Annotated in this window: 5 protein-coding genes; all 5 read right to left on the bottom strand. The window is 45.8% G+C overall.

Annotation, left to right across the window (positions count from 1 at the left end; translation table 11 throughout):
• Positions 1–3: 3 nt before the first annotated feature.
• The 5 genes from NST69_RS05660 to NST69_RS05640 are packed head-to-tail and all read right to left on the bottom strand — an operon-like array spanning position 4 to position 20,261.
• On the bottom strand, positions 4–3,903 hold the full coding sequence (locus tag NST69_RS05660) for a type I polyketide synthase (protein ID WP_155991591.1): 3,900 nt from the start codon (positions 3,901–3,903) through the stop codon (positions 4–6).
• Positions 3,891–7,739 carry an SDR family NAD(P)-dependent oxidoreductase gene (locus NST69_RS05655; protein WP_340955287.1) on the bottom strand — a complete coding sequence of 1,283 codons (3,849 nt, stop codon included), beginning with the start codon at positions 7,737–7,739 and terminating at the stop codon, positions 3,891–3,893. Before NST69_RS05655 ends, NST69_RS05660 begins: the two co-directional genes overlap by 13 nt.
• Positions 7,740–7,750: 11 nt before the next feature.
• Positions 7,751–8,974: an ACP S-malonyltransferase gene (fabD, locus tag NST69_RS05650; RefSeq protein ID WP_036727795.1), complete on the bottom strand. Its 1,224-nt coding sequence runs from the start codon at positions 8,972–8,974 to the stop codon at positions 7,751–7,753.
• The gene (locus NST69_RS05645; protein WP_342548712.1) at positions 8,974–16,371 is read right to left on the bottom strand and encodes an amino acid adenylation domain-containing protein; all 7,398 of its coding nucleotides are present in this window, start codon (positions 16,369–16,371) and stop codon (positions 8,974–8,976) included. The genes fabD and NST69_RS05645 overlap by 1 nt, the downstream gene beginning before the upstream one ends.
• 35 nt (positions 16,372–16,406) lie before the next feature.
• The gene (locus tag NST69_RS05640) at positions 16,407–20,261 is read right to left on the bottom strand and encodes an amino acid adenylation domain-containing protein (RefSeq protein ID WP_342548711.1); all 3,855 of its coding nucleotides are present in this window, start codon (positions 20,259–20,261) and stop codon (positions 16,407–16,409) included.
• Between the last annotated feature and the right edge of the window lie 15 nt (positions 20,262–20,276).

Here is a 20,276-nt window from a genome sequence, read left to right as displayed (position 1 = left end):
AGCTTAGTTCTCCTTTCTGTGCTGCTTCAGAATCTGCAACCCATTTTCAACGGATACCGCTCCTGCTTTCACACTACCGATCAGAGCTCTTAAGCCCTCATTATCCAGAGCGGCAGTTAGTCCCCGCTGTTCTGCTTTATTCGGTTCCGGCCTTTTATTTGAAGCAGCCTCTAGCTGTTGTTCAATATATTCGGAGAGCAGCGACACCGTCGGATAGGTGAATATATCCGAAATATTGATTACGCCAGGAAATCTAAGCTCCAATTCTTTGAGCAAGTCGATAGCCAGCCTGGAGTCCCCTCCAAGCTCGTAAAAATTCATATCGACATCAATCTCATAGATATCCAGCACCTTTCCCCATAAAGAGGAGACAGTGATTTCCGTCTCAGAATAATGAATTTCGTTTCTTCCCATCAATGTTACTGATTCGATGGGCACGGGAGCAGAAGGCACTCCATCCTGATTCATGCGAACCCGCTCGATCGCCGATACAATGTCCTCGGATAACCTGATACCCAACTTAGCCGGGTCATCGGCATGCAGGAACAAGGCATCGTTATAATTCACCCGTGCCGCAATAATCCGTGCGCCTGTGTGGTTGAGTGACTGCAGTATTAAGGAGATACCCCCTTCCTTTTCTAATGCATGGAACAATGTATCTTTGTTAACCCCGTGCCGGACAGACATCCCTACATGTTTCCATGTAGCCAAATTCACCGAAACAGTTTTGCGCCCTGTCTTACTCCGCTTCATAGCATAAGCATCCATGTAGGCATTGGCTGCTGCATAATCGGCCATCCCCAGCCCTCCGGCAAACGATGCAATGGAGGAGAATAAGACCATAAAGTCCAGTTCATCCTTTGCCGTTAACTTGTCCAGAATCCATGTCCCATCTACTTTTGCCTGAAGTACGCCGGATATATCGGCATAGCTCTTATGATAGATCATATTCGTCCCGGAAATACCCGCGGCATGGAAGACTCCCGAGATCCTTCCGTATCTGCTTCTGGCCTCCTGCAGAACAGCCGCAACTTGTTCTTCATCCGACACGTCGGCAGAGAAATAATCTACAGTTGATCCATTTCGTTTCATTTCAAGAATAGCATTATGCTTATCCAGCCATTCAGCGTCCTCTGATTGAGCAGGAAATTGCTGTCTGCCAAGCAAGATAAGGTGAACCGGGCGCAAGGCGGCTATAGCCTGCGCCAAGCAGAAGCCTATTCCGCCAAATCCTCCGGTAATTAAATATACGCCAAATTCATGAATCCAGTGCCCGCGAGCTTGAACGGGATTAGACTTTTCAGCTTCAATGATTTCAACATATCTGCGCCCTTCCCTATAAGCGGTCAGGTACGACTCTGAATGATGCATAATTTCACTGGTAAGTTGTTGCAGGGAGGTTAACTCATCATAATCAACACATCTGCAGGAGATATGAGGCAATTCCTGATGGATTACCCGGCCCAGGCCAACCAGTAGAGCATATTCGGGAATAATATACGGCTCCGTCCCTGTCACTTCATGCGACGACTTCGTTAACAGAACCAGATCAATATTTGAACTGACATTATTGTGAACCAGCGATTTGATTAAATTCAACAGGCTTTGGATGCTTTTATCCTCGAAGCAGTGGATGTCATTCAATGAAGCAACCGTCGTTTCCATGAAGACTGACAGGATGATCTTATAAGGTCCTGAACCCTTAACGGAAGAGATGAGCCTCTTGAAGCTGTCCTCCGATAGGTCTACCATATAACGCTCGGCTTCCAGCCGTTGAAATTGCTTGCCTAACGTTATATCGAGCACCCCGGGGATGCTCTGCAGCAAAGAAGCTGCTGTCGGGTTTCCGTCATGAATCAGCAATACGGATTCCTCGGGAGTTAGATTCCCGCTTGCTTCCACCGGCGCTTCCATCCAATTTATTCTATAGAAGGAGTCCTGCGATTTGTCGGTGCCGGCAGATTCCTTTTCCCCATACCGCCGGAGCTGCAGCCAGTGCCGTTTGGATTCAAACGGATAGGTTGGCAGGGATGTCTTCCGGTACCCCTGTTTAAGGTACAGTACTTCCCAGCGAACATCAGCACCACTAATATACAATCGGCAAAGCTCTGTAAGCATGGACTCCTGAGTCTCTTGAGATTCCATCATCTCTAACCAATGATCGACCGTTCCGCTAAGGCTTTTTTTCATATCCTCGGTCAGATCGTTCACGGATAAAGCCTTCTTATTAAAAACTAAATTAAAATGGCCATAATGAATTTGTTGATTTGTTCTGCTTGCCGCTTCCAATCCTATTCCATTAATCAAAATCAGCAGCGACTTCAATTCATCCAAATCCTTCGCAAGCAAAGCCATACGATGATTGTAGTGTTGTCTGCCGGTGTTAGCTGTAAAACAAATGTCCCCCAGACTCGATTCGTTTTTCTCCAGAAAAAGTAAATATTTCTTAATATACTGCATTAATCCTTTTTCACTGTAAGCAGACAATACAAACACAGAGCTGCCCGATTCGCTCTCCGGAATCACACGTTTTTCAAGTGAAGGTGCTTCCTCAAAGACCATATGACAATTAGTTCCGCTAAAACCGAAGGAACTAACGCCACATCTTCTAGGGAAGTGGGCCGGCTCCCAAGGAGTCAACCGGTCAACGATATACATGGGCGATTGGATAAGCTTCACCATCGGGCTGGCTTCTTGAAAATGAAGGGTAGGCGGAAGCATTTGATGCTTAAGTGCTAACGCCACCTTGACCACTGATGCCAGGCCTGATACCCCTTTGGTATGACCGATATTAGTCTTTACAGAACCTATCCCGCAAAAATTACGTTTGTCGGTGAATCTTCTGAAGGCCACATTCAGGCCCTTCAGCTCTACCGGATCACCCAGCTTTGTCCCGGTCCCATGAGCCTCAATATAGCTGATGGTTTCGGGATTTATCCGCGACGCTTTCCATGCCTTCTCGATTACCTCTGTCTGAGCAACGGGGTTAGGTGCTGTTAATCCGTTTGAGGATCCGTCATTATTTATCGCACTGCCCTTAATCACCGCATATATTTGATCTCTGTCCTTTAACGCTTTATCCAGGGGCTTAATTACAATGGCACATATACCTTCACCCCACACTGTACCATCCGCTCTTCTATCAAAAAAACGCACCTTACCCTCCGGCGAATTCAGCATTTCATTTTGCTCCGGGGTCAGTGTAACTGAAATACCGCCTACAATCGCACTCTCACATTGCTGGTCCACCAGGCTTCGATATGCGGTATGAAGCGCAACCAGACTTGAGGAGCATGCGCTGTCCAAGACAAGGCTTGGACCGGTCAGGTTCAGCAAGTAGGCAATTCTGCTGGCAGCAATGCTGGTGTTCGCTCCTGTTGCCAGCAGGGGATCAGATGTATCAATTACATTAACGTAACGCAAAGCACTTGTATCCTGTCCGACAAAAACACCGGTTCTGGTTCCTGTTAATTGCTGGGTAAGCCCTGCATCTTCTACTGCCTCCCAGGCGACTTCAAGAAACAGCCTCTGGCAAGGATCCATTACCTGTGCTTCTCTAGGCGATATCTTAAAAAAACCGGCGTCGAACTTATCGATCTCTCTTAAGTATCCGCCTACACAATCCTCACGCTTAGCGTCTTTAGCTAATAGCTCCTTCGTATCCGCCCATCTTGCTTGGGGAAACGGAGCCAGACAGCTCCGGCCTTCTGAGAGCTGCTTCCAATATTCATTAACCGATTCCGATAAAGGCAGTCTGCAGGCCATACCAACGATTGCCACATCCATGGCTTCTTTCCGTTGATCCTGCATCTGCATCATTTCAGCTAATATTTTCTTTGACTCTTCTTTGGACAAAGCACCCGATGTAATTTGCGAATAAATATATTTTTTTAGGTGTTCCAACTATCTTCACCAACCATCTTTAAATACTCGCCAAATTGCTCCTCCGATACTTCACCTTCGGTAATTTGCCTAAACAGCTCATCCAGGTCCATCGCTTCATTTTTTTCTTCCTGCTCTGCTTGTCCCGAATTCCGGTCTAAGAATTGAGCCATGCTAGAAATCGATGAATAGGAGAAGACATCTACTATCTCGAGTCTCCCCGGGTATTCAAGTTCCAGCTCTTTAAACAATTGGGCAACCATGATAGAATCTCCGCCCAGATCATCGAAATGGTCATATATGCTGATCTCCTCAACGCCCAGCACTCTCGACCATATTTCCGACAACCTCTGCTCGGTCGTTGAGCATTTATTACCGCCCCCTGATTGGGCCGCCTGTTTGTCAACAGCAGGGGTTCTATGCTTAGTTTGACGCTTTTCAAGCCTGGCAAGCTTCCTTTTGATCTCAGGCGAGAATTCTATCGGCAAAAAGCGTTCAAGGTACATCAGATTCCCGGAATAATTAAGCTCACCTATAATCAACCGGCTGACACTCTTGGAAACCGCAGCCTGAAATCCACGTAAAGCATCATCCACTTTCAGAAGCTTAAATAAATGCTTCGATTCGTCAAAAGTAGTAAGCGTGTGTTCAACCGAGTGCCTCCAAGTCGGCCAATTAATAGATAGTGTTCTTTTCCCTCTCCGGCTCCGCCAGGAAGCGAATCCATCGAGATAAGCATTAGCTGCAGTGTAGCCTCCAACACCAATGCCTCCGGTAAGTGCTACAACAGATGAGAAGAGTACAAAAAAGTCCAGTTGATCCTTTTCGGTCAATCTATCGAGAATCACTGCACCTTTTACCTTCGGCTCCATCACCCTTTCAAGTGAATCCCTGCTCTCATCTTTTAGTAGAACAAGCTCACGGCCCGCGACCCCCGCACCATGTATAATACCGTTAATTGTCCCGAACTTTCTCCGGAGATCATTCAGAATCGCGCTCATATCGGATTCAATGGTTACATCACCCGCATAGACAGTTACGGACGCACCGGTTGATTCAATTTGCAGCAAGTCTTCAATTTTATTCCTCAAGGCCTTGCTTTGGGCTTCATCACGCACTAAGGCAGTCCAAGCATCTTTTGGCGGCAGTTCCGATCGATTGATCAACGCAAGATTAACTTTGGCCTGCGAAGCTAAATGTTTCGCGAATAGAAGTCCAAGTGAGCCTGTCCCCCCAGTAATAACGTATACTCCATTCTCCTTATACACGACTGGATGATGGTCATCCACCATATTTATGCTTACGCTCTCCAGCGAACCTGTATACCGCTTTCCTTCTCTGTAAGCAACATCCAGCGCCGTATGCCGTGCTCCCATTTCATCAATAATTTTATTAATAAATACATGCTGGTCAAAATCAATCGCACTTACCTGTAAACGATGATTTTCGAGATTTACTGCTTTGCCAAGTCCCAGAAAAGCTGCATTCCCAGGATTCATGTTCTCTTTAAAGGATGTGATTTCATTTGCATTCTGGGTAATAAGATACAACTCCGCTTTATTGATATGGCTCAGTGCTTCTATCGCCTTTGATATATGGAACAGGCTGTACACTCCAAGCTCCGGTTGTTCATCTCTTTCCCCTGCAATTGAATTGCCAATCGTGGCCATATGAACAATCCGCAACGAAGACGCCGGCTGGATTTCATCTAATAACCGGAAGATGTCATTCTCCGAATATCCGATAATGTAGCGGTTATCACCGGCCCGCTGAAATCCATGGCCGTACTCAACCTCTACAACCCGTTCACACCCGTAATTCCTTAATCCCGATGCCAGTTCACCGGCATACCCTGAACGGTCCTTAAATATAAGGACTATAGAGGCTTCAAAAGGGGCCCTGGGATCTTCCGACTCATTCACACTCCATGAAGTGCGATACATAAAGCCCGGTTCATCCGGATACCGGACCCAGCACCGATCCATTTCAAACACATAGGAAGGCAAATGGACCCGCTGAACGTCCCCCTCATATAACATATTCCAATTCGTGTCCGCCCCCAGCGAATAGAGCAGCCCTATCCTATTGAGATCTCCTTCTCCCTGCAGAAACAATTGGACCTCTGATGCAAGCTCCATGTCTATTTTCTGTTTCTTTGGCAAAGTCATTTCCCATGGGTCAAGTTCAGGCTTCTCCGCCGGAGCAACTGTGTAAAACCCCCAGTGTATGGACTGATCTGCAGCAGCATCAAGCCCATGTTTGTGAACATGGTTTAGCTTGTGGAGTAAATCATCGAGACTGTCACAGACAATCGACAATCTGCACGGATGATGATCCCTTCCAGTCGATGCAGTATAGCAAATATCCAGCAGCCTTAACCGCCTGTCACGATGTAGCGCGTTTGCATATTCGTTGATTAGAGCAGTAAGACTATTTTCAGTTTTCGCAGATAACACGAAAAGCTGGCAGTGCTGATCCGTTTGGTTAACCTCCTGATGCTCAACATACTCCTCGAGTATGACATGACAGTTGGTCCCGCTGATTCCAAATGAACTTACGCCGCATCTTCTGGGGAGAGCACCCTCTTCCCAATCCATTAATATGTCATTAATATAAACCGGCGATTTGTGGAACGGTATTTTTCGGTTCGGACGTTTGAAGTGTATGGAAGGCGGTATTTTCTTCTTTTGCAAAGACATAACAGCTTTCACAACACCAGCCAAACCGGATAAGCTGTCCAAGTGCCCCAGGTTGCTTTTTACGGAACCGATCGCGCAGAACTGCTGCTTTTCCGTATAGTGATCAAAGGCCCTTTTGATTCCGTCTATTTCAATAGGGTCACCTAGCTTAGTAGCTGTTCCATGGGCTTCAATGTAGGATAAAGATTCCGGTTTAATCCCTGCATCTCTCCATACGCGAAGATGAAGCTCTTCCTGGGCTAGGGGGTTCGGAGCAGTTAAACCGGCTGAAGCGCCATCTTGGTTAACGCTTGAGCCCTTGATAATAGCATAGATAGGGTCTTTATCTTCAACTGCCCGATCATAGGATTTAACGATCAGAGCAATGCTTCCCTCACCCAGGCCAATCCCCTCACAGTCATCGCTGAATGACCTGGATCTGCCGTCGGATGACAAAATGCCGATGCTGTCCTGCAAATCTGCAATAGGCGCAAGCGTAATTTTGACCCCCCCGACGATGGCCATCTCACAATCGCCGTTTCTTATCGCCTTACAAGCGGTATGAAGAGCTACCAGGGACGATGAACACGCCGTATCAACAAGAAGGCTGGGGCCTCTAAGATTCAAAAGATAGCTGATCCTGCCGGCGATAACCGATTTTATATTTCCCGCCGTTGCCAAATGGGATAATTCTTGTTCCATATCATAAACAACTCGCTTGTATTCCAAAGGCGAATCGCTGTTATGGCCTACATAAACCCCTGTTTTTGTCCCCCTGATCCGGTCCCCCCCGTATCCCGCATCCTCAATTGCACTCCACACGGTCTGCAGAAAGATCCTCTGTTGCGGATCCATCAACCGTGACTCCTGGTAGGATAGGTTGAAAAAACGGTAGTCGAAACCGTCTATTCTATTAAAATAGGAACCTTCCATATACTGGTTATCAGTGACTTGGTTTCCACTTGCTCTAAAATAAGCTTCCATATCGTCGCAGCGGTCTTCAGGGAATTTCCCAATGCAGTCTCGGCCTTCAACCAATGCCTCCCACAGCTGTTCGGCCGATTCCATGTCGCCGATCTGACAAGACACACCAATTATAGCCATGTCCTTTATCGTTTCACTCTCTACGACCACCTCCTTCTCCAGGCCCTCCAAATCCAAATCCGAAAAGTTTATCATGTTCACCCTCCTTAAACATTACACTCTATCTGCGATTTCAGTTCTATTTGTTCCTCTGCAGATACTCCTTTGGTTACCAGTATTCTTTCAAGCAGCATCAAGCAGGTATCCGTCTCATCATGGGTGACCGTTCTGTTCTCCCTCTCAATGGCTCCTTGAATTTCGACCAGCTTCTTATAAGATTCAATGACACCTTCGGAATATGCCTGAGTGTCCCAATTATCATTGATAGTTGAGACAGCAACGGCCATGCACCTCTCCACAAACCCTGCAGACCGGGTAGAGGGTACAGACTTGCACAGCCTGCTTGCCAGCTTGTCCTTTAGCTCTGCAAGGTCTTGATCATTGTCAAAGGAGAAGGCGTCCGCGTTCCATGATGATTTGCGGATTAATTTTGTCAGTACATCTTTGGGTCCCATTTCAACAAATAGATCCGCCCCGGCTTGAACAAGATAAGCCATTATTTGTTCCCATTGCACTGGCCGGGTCATTTGCCGGAGCAGCGAAAATCTGATATCTTCCGGTTCCTGATACGGTTTGGCTGTAACATTGGATATAACCGGCCACTTCGTAGGCCTCCACTTTATTTCCAGCAAATCAGTGGCGAAGCGTTCAGCGGCAGTTGCCATTAAAACAGTATGAAAAGGTGCAGGCACTTTTAAGGGAACAACCGACGCCCCTTCTCTCTCTAAGGCTCTCGCCGCTGTGGACAGAGCTTCAGTATGACCTGCGATGACGTATTGTTCCTTAGAATTGTAATTTGCAACAGAAACGAACACTCCTTGTTCGGAGTGTTCATGGCACAAGTTATTAACAGTAGACAGCGGTACTCCCATAACTGCTGCCATGGAACCGGTCCGTGAAGCAGCAACTTCCTCCATATATCGGCCCCTTGCATCTATTAGGCGTAAGCCATCCGCATACGAGATACCGCCGGAGCATGTAATCGCTGTATATTCGCCTAAGCTATGCCCTGCCATGAATGAAGGAGCCGCATTCGTTTCTGTCATGTACGCATGGAAGGATGCAACACCCATGATATAAATTGCAATTTGATTCAAATGTGTGCCTTGGGACAAATCCATCTCTTCATCTAAACATATTTGCGCTACATTCCGATGAAGAATATCGCTTGCTTCTTCAAACACCCGCTTAGTGGAAGGAAAACGCGACATCAGCTTGCTTCCCATACCCTTGTATGGAGAGCCTTGACCTGGAAACAGCAGACATATCATCAGTTCGACTCACCCCGTCCTTTTCGTGACAGTATAACTAACGATTTTGCATAGAAGCGGATAAGTTCCATCATTCGTTGCTTCTTAAGCTTCGCGTTGTTGAAATGGCAGACGATCTTGACTACACCGTTTCTTTGCTCTATCACTGTAACCACTAGATCCGTCCGCATTGCTTGATTGTGACGGGTAAAGACAGGAATCATCCGATCCTTATCAACCGGCTGCTTTAAATGATTCATAAACGTATCTCTGTCGTAATGATTGTCTGTTTCACACTTCCGCTCTTTATAGGCAGATCGGACTGTCTGCAGAATGTCGGCAAAATCAGCCTTTTCAAAAGGCAATGGAACAATGGATGAATTATGATCATAGCTGCCATAGACCATCACTTGCCCGTAGCCGGTCTGATCCAGCAGACCATAAGCGAACATAGATACGAGTATATCGAATAAGCCAACATCTATCTGCTGCGCAATCAGCTTTAACGATGTAACAGAATCGCTGTCCAATTCAGTGGATATCGACACTGTATCCACATAATCAGTTTTACCTGCCAGGAAGTTATCCGGGACGGCCAGCTGCTTCAAAGAGGCTTTGCTTGGATCAAGACCTCCCGATGTAGTATCCAATATATTTACCAAGCTTTTAATGGTCGGGTAAGTAAATAAATCGGCAACAACAATCTTGCCGGGGTACATTCTGTTAATTTCGTCGTACATATGGATTACCTGGATCGAATTACCTCCAAGCTCAAAGAAATGATCGTATACGCTTATCTTGTCTCTTCCCAATATCCTCTTCCATAAGTCAACGATGAAGGTTTCCGTTGCTGTCTCCGGAGGCGAGAATTGGCCTGCCGTCTCTTCTGCCAACTTTTGGACTTCCCGCAATTGCTTATAATCGACTTTGCCGTTGGCCGTTAAAGGAATCTTGCTGATTAAGGTAATAAAATTGGGAATCATATAATGCGGCAGCCGTGAGCGGATACTCTCCCTGATCATTTTAGGGCGTTCTTCTGCGACTGTATAAGCAACGATATTGTCTTCGCCATCCATCGTCTCCACTGTAACTATGACGGATTCTACACCGCTGACATTTCCAATTACGCGTTCAATCTCCTTAAGGTCAATCCGGTAACCCCTGACTTTGACTTGATTATCAGTTCTTCCGATGAAATCGATACGCCCATTTGACAGCCATCTTGCAGCATCGCCAGTTCTGTACAGAACTTCGCCCTTTATGAATGGACTTGGAATAAACTTCTCCATTTGAAGCTCATCTCTGTTCTGATACCCCTTAGCTATGCCCGTTCCGGTTAAATAGAGCTCTCCAGGTATTCCCACAGGTTGCGGAACCAGCATTTCATTAAGAATATAGACCTTTGTGTTGGCAACTGGGATCCCGATAGTTATTGTTGTCTCGCACTCCAACCGGCGTTGGTATGTCGCTACTACGCTGTTTTCTGTTGGTCCGTACGCGTTTACAATTTCTATATGGGGCATCAGCTCTACACATTTTTTCACGAGCTTTTCATTTACCTGGTCACCGGCCAACGTAATGACTTTCAACGATTGGAGGTGCTCCGGTTCAGAACAATCCAGAAGCAGCCTCATCATTGCCGGAACCGTGATGAAGTGGGTAACTTGCTCGCTTTTGATTAGGTCTCTTACTTCAAATACATTTCGTGGATCATTCACAAAAACCGACTTAACACCACTTGTCAACGGCGTGAATAAACTGGCTACATAACCGTCGAAGGCCGGAGAGAACAATTGAATGAAGCTGTCTTCCTGCTTCAACTGATATTCCGCTCTAAACCATGAAATTGAGTTATGTATCCCCTGATGAGAGATCAGAACTCCCTTGGGATAACCGGTTGTCCCCGAAGTGTAAATGACATAAGCAGTGTCGCTCGGTCTAACCCCAGTCTTAAATGGTGTGCTGTATCCATTGGTCAACCTGTGAGTGTCAATAGCCAGCACGCGGCCTGTAAATTCAATTCCCTTCAAATAGTCCTGTTTTGGTGACAACAGGATCTGGCTTCGGCTATCTTCCAGCATAAAATTCTTTCGTTCGGCCGGATATTCGGGGTCAATTGGCATATAGGCGCATCCCGCTTTAAGAATTCCCAATATACCTGCAACTGTCTCAACCGAGTGATCTGTCATGATGCCGATCACATCATTAGCCCCAACCTCCTGCTTATGCAGCATACTTGCTATACGCCCGGAAATAATGTCTAACTCCCCGTATGTCATCTGTGCAGCATTGGTCTTTACAGCAATAGATGACGGGTTGGCTGTTGCCTGCTGCTCAAAAAGGTCTACAATCGTCTCATTCTCCTTATAGGTACAGTGAGTCGAGTTCCACTCATCAAGAAGCAAACTTGTTTCAGCTTGGGACATAAATTCAAATTCCAGCAGCTTTTTAGCCGGTTTATGAATAATTTCATGGAGAAGACGTACATAATGATCAACAAATCTTGACATATCAGCTTCTTCATAAAGATCCGTGCAATACTCCAAATATAGGGTTAACGAGTCGTTCTTCTGGACGATTTCGAGCGTTAGATCCAACCGGGAAGTCTGCTTTTTGTAGGGATAATCGCTAATATGCAGCCCCTCTACCGTCTCCTGTTCTCCGAAGGCATTCTGCAGCACAAACATCACATCGAAAATCGGATTGCGGCTTACATCCCTGTACTTATAGAAATTTGTCACCATATCCTCGAATTGATAATCTTGGTTATCATACGCTGATAAGGACATCCTCTTCACGTACTCCAGAAACTCATTAAATGAAAGCTCACCGTTTACCTTGGCACGCATCGGCAGCGTATTGACAAACATCCCGATAATATCTTCAAGGTCCGATATAGAACGACCTGATACAGGAGTTCCAACCACAATATCCTCCTGAGAGGTATATCGCATAAGCAGCGTGTATAATCCGGCAAGTAAAACCATAAATAAAGTGGTTTTAGAGGTCTGTAAATAAGTGTTGATTCTTTGGTACAGCTCACTATCAATATCATAGATGATCGTGTTCCCTGTGAAGCTCCGCTCGTTAGTGCGTGCATGTGCGAACGGCAACTCCAGCAGTGGAATATCACCTTCCAACTGCAACTGCCAAAAGTCGGCTTGCTTCTTTAACGCATCATTCTGCAGCAGCGAACGCTGCCAATTGGCGAAATCCTTGTACTGATAGCCGGGATCCTGTAAGGCCTTGCCCAAATAAATATCGATTAATTCCCGGGTGAAAATGTTCATGGAGATGGCATCCGAAATTATATGATGCATATCCAAAATCAACATATGCGTATTGCATACATCACGAAGCTTTAGTAATTTGATTCGGAACAACGGCACCTGCCCTAATTGAAACTGTCTTACGAGTTGACTGATTTCCTCTGCAACAGAAGCATAATTGACTTGCGCAAACTCCAGTTTGATGTCTGCATCCGGATTGACCTTCTGAACCACTTCTCCATCTCTAAAGTGGAAGGAAGTCCGCAGAATAGCATGCCGTTGAACCATTTTTTTGTACGCGCTTTCAAGTCTGGCATAATTAATTTCACCTTCAAGCCTTCTGACAATTGTCATATTATAGCTCAAGTCCTGTTCATTGACCTGATTTAATATATACAACCGTTTTTGGGCGGAAGAGGAAGGATAGTACTCACGATCTGCTATTTTTTTGAGAGGGGGAGTATTCGCCCTTCTCTTTTTTGAAGAAACTTCCGCAACGAATTTAGAGAATTGCTCCAAAGTTCCATGCTGAAAAAGATCCGAGATCATTATGTCGATAGTGAAGCTCTTATTGCACTGATTGATGATTTTCATGGCACTGATGGAGTCTCCGCCGATTTCAAAAAAGTGATCATAGAGATCTATCTTTTTGAGGCCCAGTATTTTACCCCATATACCGGCCACGGCATGCTCCTCTGGAGTGTAAGTGTTATCCTCTCTTCCGGTGAATTCAAAGGCATGGATGGTCCCATCCTGAGAATCCCTTCCATATAATTGACGATATTGTCTAACCCTCTTACTCAAACTGTTTGATAGAGAGAACGGCAGATTGTCCAATATGAATATTTCACTGTTATAGTTCAGTTCGCCAAGATATACTGTCGTGCACGGAGACCGAAGAATATCTGCCAATCCGCTTAATGCCGAATCAGTGGAGATCATATTAAACAATAAGCGGTTCTCATACACCATGTGCGGATTGCTTACAGTCTCGTTCCAAATCGGCCATCCGATGGTTACCGCTGGGGTCCCTGCTCTTCGCCCGTATGTGCTGAAGGAGTCCAGATAGGCATTCGCCGCCGTGTAATCCCCTGAGCCAGCCTGAGCCAGTATCGTAATGACAGAGGAGAAGGGAATGAAAAAGTCCAGCCTCATATCTAATGTTTTTTTATGTAACAGCCATGTCCCATGAACTTTGGGAAGCAATGTCGCCCGGAATTCATCCACGGTCTGTTCCGTCACTGGAATCCCTTCCCTGTCGAACCCGACTCCCGCACAATGCATAATCCCGTGAATGATACCATGCTTTTCTCTTATTGCAGAGATGGCCTCCTCCAATTGCAACTCATCAGCTATATTCCCCCGGTAGATCTCAACCACGGAGCCATTGGCCTCGATTTCTTCGATTTGCTTCACTATTTCCCGGTGCCGCTCGTTTCGCACTGTATGCCATTCGGCTCTGTCCGGAAATACGGACCGGTTGACTAAACATAAAGTAACATTTTGCTGTGCGGAAAGAAATTGCGCGACCCGCAAGCCGATTCTGCCAAGTCCGCCGGTTATCAAATAAACGCCATTTCCCCTGATTTCAATAGGTGCCGCAGATCCAACCTGGTTATCGGCTTCCGCTAAAATTTCTGTATAGCGGATACCGTCACGATAAGCAACTTTAAAATCGGAGGCAGCAGAAGCAATCTCTCTCGCAACTATTTCAGCTGTTGTTGAAGCATCGATATCCACACATCTGCATCGGCACAGGTAATGCTCCATCTCGATTACTTTGGCAAGCCCGAAGAGAGAAGCATTCTCAGGCTTGATCGCTTTTTCCCGGCCGTCTACTTCATGCACATGATCCGAAATAATAATAATTTCATGCTTTCTATGGGTCTGGGCAAGTCTCTGGACCAACGGCAACAATCCGAGCACACCATTTCGCTGGCTGTTGTCTAATTCCTCCAAAGTTTCAGGTGTTCTTTTGTGTAGGGTTGCCATATGAATGACTCGGTCTACAGCACCAAACGGAATTTCATGCAAAGTCCGCTCCCAATCAGGACTTTCCAAGTCAATCTCTGTGACATTGAATCCATTGTCCGTTAATCTCTTCGTAACTTGCCCACATAGAGGAGATTTATTTTTTAATAGCACAATACTTCCGGTCTCCCGGGCTTGCTTATGCGGGCTTTGTTTTTCTATCCATTGTGCCTCGTAAAAACTCTGCAAAGGCTGCTCATTGCTACGTACCGCAACATTGCCTTCTAACCAGCACCTTAGATCATCGAAGGAATATGTCGGAAGACTCAGTCTGCGGCGAAATGTACCCGAATACATCGTCTGCCAATCCGGTCTCGCTCCTTGTACATACAAGCTGCATATCTGATTCACAGCATCTTCCGAGCACTCCCTTGCCCGGGCCATTTCGGCCAGCAGCCGGTTTGCTTCAAGCGTCATTTCTTTGATCTGGAGCTCAGAGAGATGATGCGGATTCCGTTCATCCTTCTCAAAAACAATTTTATGCACACCATAATAAATCCCTCTGCCTGACTGCAGGTATTCACCATCGGCAATTACGCTTTGCAGGGCTGCTAACAGTTCTTCAGTACTTGAGACAGCAACCGCCATACGGATCTCGTAATGCCCCCGCCCGACATTTGTTGTGTAACAGAGATCGTGGTAACAAATATCAGGATTCTCGGTTAAATAGACCATATAGTTCTTCACCAACCGCTGAAAAGCAGTATGGGATTTCGCGGACAATGTGAATATCGGAGCACTATTATTCGGATTGGACTGCATTTGGTAATGGTCATTATATTCCTCAAGAACAATGTGACTGTTTGTACCGCTCACCCCAAATGAACTGATCCCGCATCTTCTTGGCAATTGGTCAGTATCCCAGTCATTCAGCCCATCGTTAAGATAGATGGGCGTATGTACGAAAGGAATATTCTGATTGGGATAACGCACATGCAATGTTGGCGGAATTTGTCTGTGCATCAGCGATAGAACGGCTTTGACTAATCCGGCCATACCTGCGCAGTTATCCAAATGTCCGATATTACTTTTGACGGAGCCGAGTGCACAGAATTGTTTTTTATCGGTAAATTTAGAGAAGGCATTTTTGAGTCCTTCAATTTCTATCGGATCACCCAATTTCGTTCCGGTTCCATGTGCTTCCACATATGTCACCGTCGCAGGATCTATACCGGCATCCTTCCATGCTCTGCAAATGACGTCTTCCTGGGCAGCGGGGTTAGGAGCTGTTATCCCAATGGTATTCCCATCCTGATTTATTGCACTGCCTTTTATGACTGCATATATATGATCGCCATCATCCACCGCTTTGCTTAAAGTTTTGAGGACAACAGCTATGGACCCCTCTCCCACACCAATTCCATCGGATTGATCGTCAAATGCTTTACAGCGGCCGTCTTTTGCTTCTATACCGTACTTCTCCGTGCTTTCCACGGGCAGAACATGCAATTTGATACTGCCGACAATAGCTGTATCACACTCCCCGTTGCGCAGCCCCTGGCAAGCATAGTGAGCGGCTACCAATGAGGATGAACAAGTTGTGTTAAATACAACACTTGGCCCCCGCAAGTCCAATTGATAAGATACCCTGCTTGCAATGATCGCCGATAAGTTACCGGGTACAGCGTAAGTTAGCGAATCTTTGCCCAACTCTGAAATCATATGGATGTAATCATTATCGGCACCGTAACCAACATACACCCCGGTCATGCTGCCGGCTAACGTTCTCCCTCCATAACCCGCATCCTCTAAGGCTGCGTAGGCGGTCTCCAGAAAGACCCGCTGATTCGGATCCATTAATTCAGCTTCTTTGGGCGATAAATTAAAATAAAGAAAGTCAAAAGTATCAATACGGTCCAAGTATCCCATACGGGCATATTTAAACCGCTGACCGCCGGTGAAGGACGATTCAAGGTCTTTTCTTCGGATATCCGGAATATGACTGATGGAGTCGATTCCTCCCTTTAGATTGTTCCAAAAGTCATGAATCGAGTTCGCTTGAGGAAGTCTGCCGGAAATACCGATAATGGCGATGTCTTTCCCGTTAATCGACCGCCCGTCCCATTCCGCTTCCCAGTTTTTTGTTACAGGCTCTTTCGTGAACAGATTCTTTTTCATATTATTTCATCCTAGTAGTAAGATTTTACATTCCTTCAAATACTATATTCGCATAAGATTTGATCAATCGTTGTCAAATACATTTCAAGCAACGAGGATATTTCTTCAGCATTATCTAGTAACGAATGAAAAGTCCATTTCAGCTTAATGGTTCCCTTAACCGGCTTATCAACCATCAATAGAAGATCGAATAACGAATTCAGCTCCGATTCCGACCTACAGCATTCTTTGAGATACACCATGGGAAGCAGCGTATTTTTCACCTTGCTCTTTATGACATGTGAGAGCGGAATTATTCTTCCATTCCCCATTGTTTGCCTCCGTAATTCGTTGACCAGCTGTTGGATATGGTCTATATTGCCGAAGTCCACTGCAACCGGTGTGATACTGTCTAAGGAATGAACCATCGTATAGAGATAAATCTGCTCAGAGGCTGCTATCTGATAGAGAACATAAATGTAGGCCGACATTATGATTTCCGTCGGCTCGATTATATTTTCCGCAGCTCCTTGCTCTAACCTCCGGGTCAAGCTTTCCGGTATCTGCATATACCTTATACTTAAATGTCCCTTGTCCGAAACAGGATGGTCTTCCCTGAGGATTTCAACGCCTTCGGAAATGGCCGTTTCCTTGAAAGACAGATCGGCTCGTTTGTTGTTTTGACTTGTGATCAGCAGAGATTGGGCCTTAATTGTGGGAGAAGTGAACAAATCCGTTATTTTAACCGTTCCCGGATATGTTTTCTCAATATAGTTAAATAATCTTACCAGCATGACCGAATTGCCGCCGATCTGGAAGAAGTTATCCTCCATTCCAAAGCCGCCTGCCCCAAGCGCTTGCTCCCATCCATCCCGCAGAAACAGCTGAATTTCGTTCTCTGGTTGAATACCCTCACTATCCTTATAGACTGATACTGGTTCAATCTGCGGGAGAGATCTCTTGTCAACCTTTCCGTTGGGTGTAAGCGGAAGCTGCTGAAGCTGCATCCAATATTGGGGAATCATATACTCCGGCAGTTGTTCCGATAAATACGAGACGATTTCAGCGGACCGTAAGGGATTGTCGTTGTCGGTTACATAATAGCCAAGCAGGCAATCCTCGTTAAATGGATCCTTGCCCATAATGACAGCGCATTCCTTAATATGGGGATGGGAGCCGATATGCATTTCAACCTCTGTCAACTCAATACGGTAACCTCGAAGCTTGACCTGACTGTCAAGACGCCCTAAGTGTTGTATGTCTCCGCCGGGGAGCCATTTCCCCAGATCCCCTGTCTTATATACCTTTGTTCCATCTGCTCGTAGTGATACAAACCTGCTATCTGACAGCTCCGGTTGGTTATAATATCCTGGAGATAAACCATCCCCGCCAATGCAAATTTCTCCTTTAATGCCCGGAGGCACGAGATTTCCGAATTCATCCACAATAACGATCTGCGTATTGGCGATGGGTCTTCCTACAGAAATCTTCATATCCCCGGTTAATTCCTTAATGGTTGACCAGACTGTAGTTTCAGTTGGACCGAAGAGGTTATATATCCGGGCATTGGTATGTTGATTCAAATAAATCAGCAATTGTAATGGAAAAGTCTCTCCTCCCAGCAGAATCTCTTGAACGCCTTGCAGGAAACCTGTATCCTCTGTGCCCTGAATCAGCAAGTTCAAGCGGGAAGGCGTCATCTGAAGCATCTTGATCTGATATTTCTTAATAGCAGATTTCAACCGCTCAGGATTCCTCTGCTCGTCATCAGTAGCCAAGATGATCTTCATTCCACGGGTAAGCGGCAAAAGCGATTCAACAAGAAATATGTCAAAAGACATACTCGTAACGGCAAGTATACTCTTCTTACTTGAGAAGCCGATTTCTTTGGTAAGCCCATGAATGAAGTTCATCACAGATCGGTGGGTAATCTTTACCCCTTTTGGTTTCCCCGTTGACCCGGAGGTATAAATCACGTACATGAGATCCTCAGGTACAGGCGCGGGGAACTCCGCCGGTTCGTAATCCATCATATGCTCAGGGTACTGCTCCAAAAAGATGTTCCGTACCTGGTGCCCACAATCAGCTGTCAAATCATTCCGGGTGAGGATAAACAGCATGCCCGAATCTTCAATCATATGGTTGAGTCTGTCTGCCGGGTACCCGATATCCAGAGGAACGTAAGCAGCCCCCGTTCTGATTACTGCCAATATTGACACAATCATATCAATGCTGCGCTCCATGCATATTCCGATAAGCATACCCGGTTGTATATCTTGCTTAATGAGGTATCGTGCAAGCCGCTCTGTCTTCTCATATAAATCATGGTAGGTTATCGCAGCTTCTCCGCAGATAACCGCGATGCTATCAGGAGTATCTTCTACTTGTCTCTCAAAGAGATCATACACAGTTGTATCTGTGTCATATTCTGATCCGGTAAGGTTCCATGATGCCAACTCATTATATTCTTTATGGGTCAACATGCTGATTTCATCAATGCCAAGATGCTGATGGGTAATAACTGTACCGATCAAATGTTTGAAGTGCTCTGTCATTCGTTCAATGCTGGAACGATGGAACAATTCGCTGCAATATTCGAAGGAACCCTTAAGTCCCTCGTTTGTTCTTCTCATATAAAGTGTCAAGTCACATTTGGACGTATTATTGTCGATCTCAAGAATCTCCACCGTAGCTTGACCAAGCTTCATTGGCTGCATCGGTGAATCTTGCATGATCAGCATCACTTGATACAAGGCGGAATGGGACAATTCACGTTCCAGCCGAAGTCCGCCGATTATCCGGTCAAACGGGAGTGTCGCATTTGACATCGCTTCCGCGGTAGTTCTAATTACTTGCCTTATGACGTCACGGATGGCGGGATTTCCCGACAACCCGATCCGTAGCGGCAAAGTATTAATGAACAAGCCGACCAGGTTTTCCACTTCTTTTGCATCCCTGCCGGCTACCGGAGTTCCAATAATAAGATCAGGATTACCCGAATACTTATACAATAAGATACTGAATAAGGACAGCAACACCACAAAAAGCGTGGTATTCTCTTCTCTGGCAAGTTGCTGCAGTGTGTTGGCGGTATCCTGCTCTATATCAAAATAGAGGGTGTCCCCCTGAAAGGATTGAATTGCAGGGCGCAACAAATCGGTAGGCAAATCCAAAAAGCCCGGAGCCTCTTGGAGTTTACTCTTCCAATAGTCCATTTCAGCACTCAGCTCATTCGTTGTATACTTTTTCCGCTGCCATTCAGAATAGTCGGTGTATTGAATAAGCAACTCAGGTAATTTATTTCCTCTCTCCTGATAATACCGGTATAACTGGGTCAACTCCCGTTGAAGAATGCCTACTGACCACCCGTCTGAAACAATATGGTGTACGCTTGCTACCAATATATGCTCATCATCACTGCACTTTATCAGAAGTACACGAATTAGCGGAGCCTGTGACAAGTCGAACGGAGCCCGAGTTTCACGCATGATCCATTCATCTGCAGCTGCCTGCCTTGCTTCTTTGGGCACATTTTCAAGACTGACCAGCTGCATCTGAAACGGAACTACTTCCTCTATTTGCTGAAGCACCTTTTCTCCATCTGCTACAAAGGATGTTCTTAAGGTTTCATGCCTGCGGATAATCTCCTTGAAGCACTCTTCGATATGGGACACAACAACCGGTCCGCGCAATAAAAGAGCCATTGGGATGATATAAGCCGGGTTACCCGGCTGAAGCTGATCCATGATCCACAGTCTCTGCTGTGAAAAAGACACACTTGGATTTATGTTGCGATCTCTTATGGATATAGGATGAATATCCTTTGACTTCAAACCTTTTTTCTCCATAAATTTCTTCACGAATTTAGCCTTCTCAAAAGCATAGCGTTCCAATGGATCAGTAAGCTCCACATCTTCACCCCAATT

It is taken from the genome of Paenibacillus sp. FSL P2-0089 (assembly GCF_038595095.1).
GTDB lineage: Bacteria > Bacillota > Bacilli > Paenibacillales > Paenibacillaceae > Paenibacillus_AQ > Paenibacillus_AQ silagei.
This window is presented reverse-complemented; position numbering and strand designations above follow the sequence as displayed.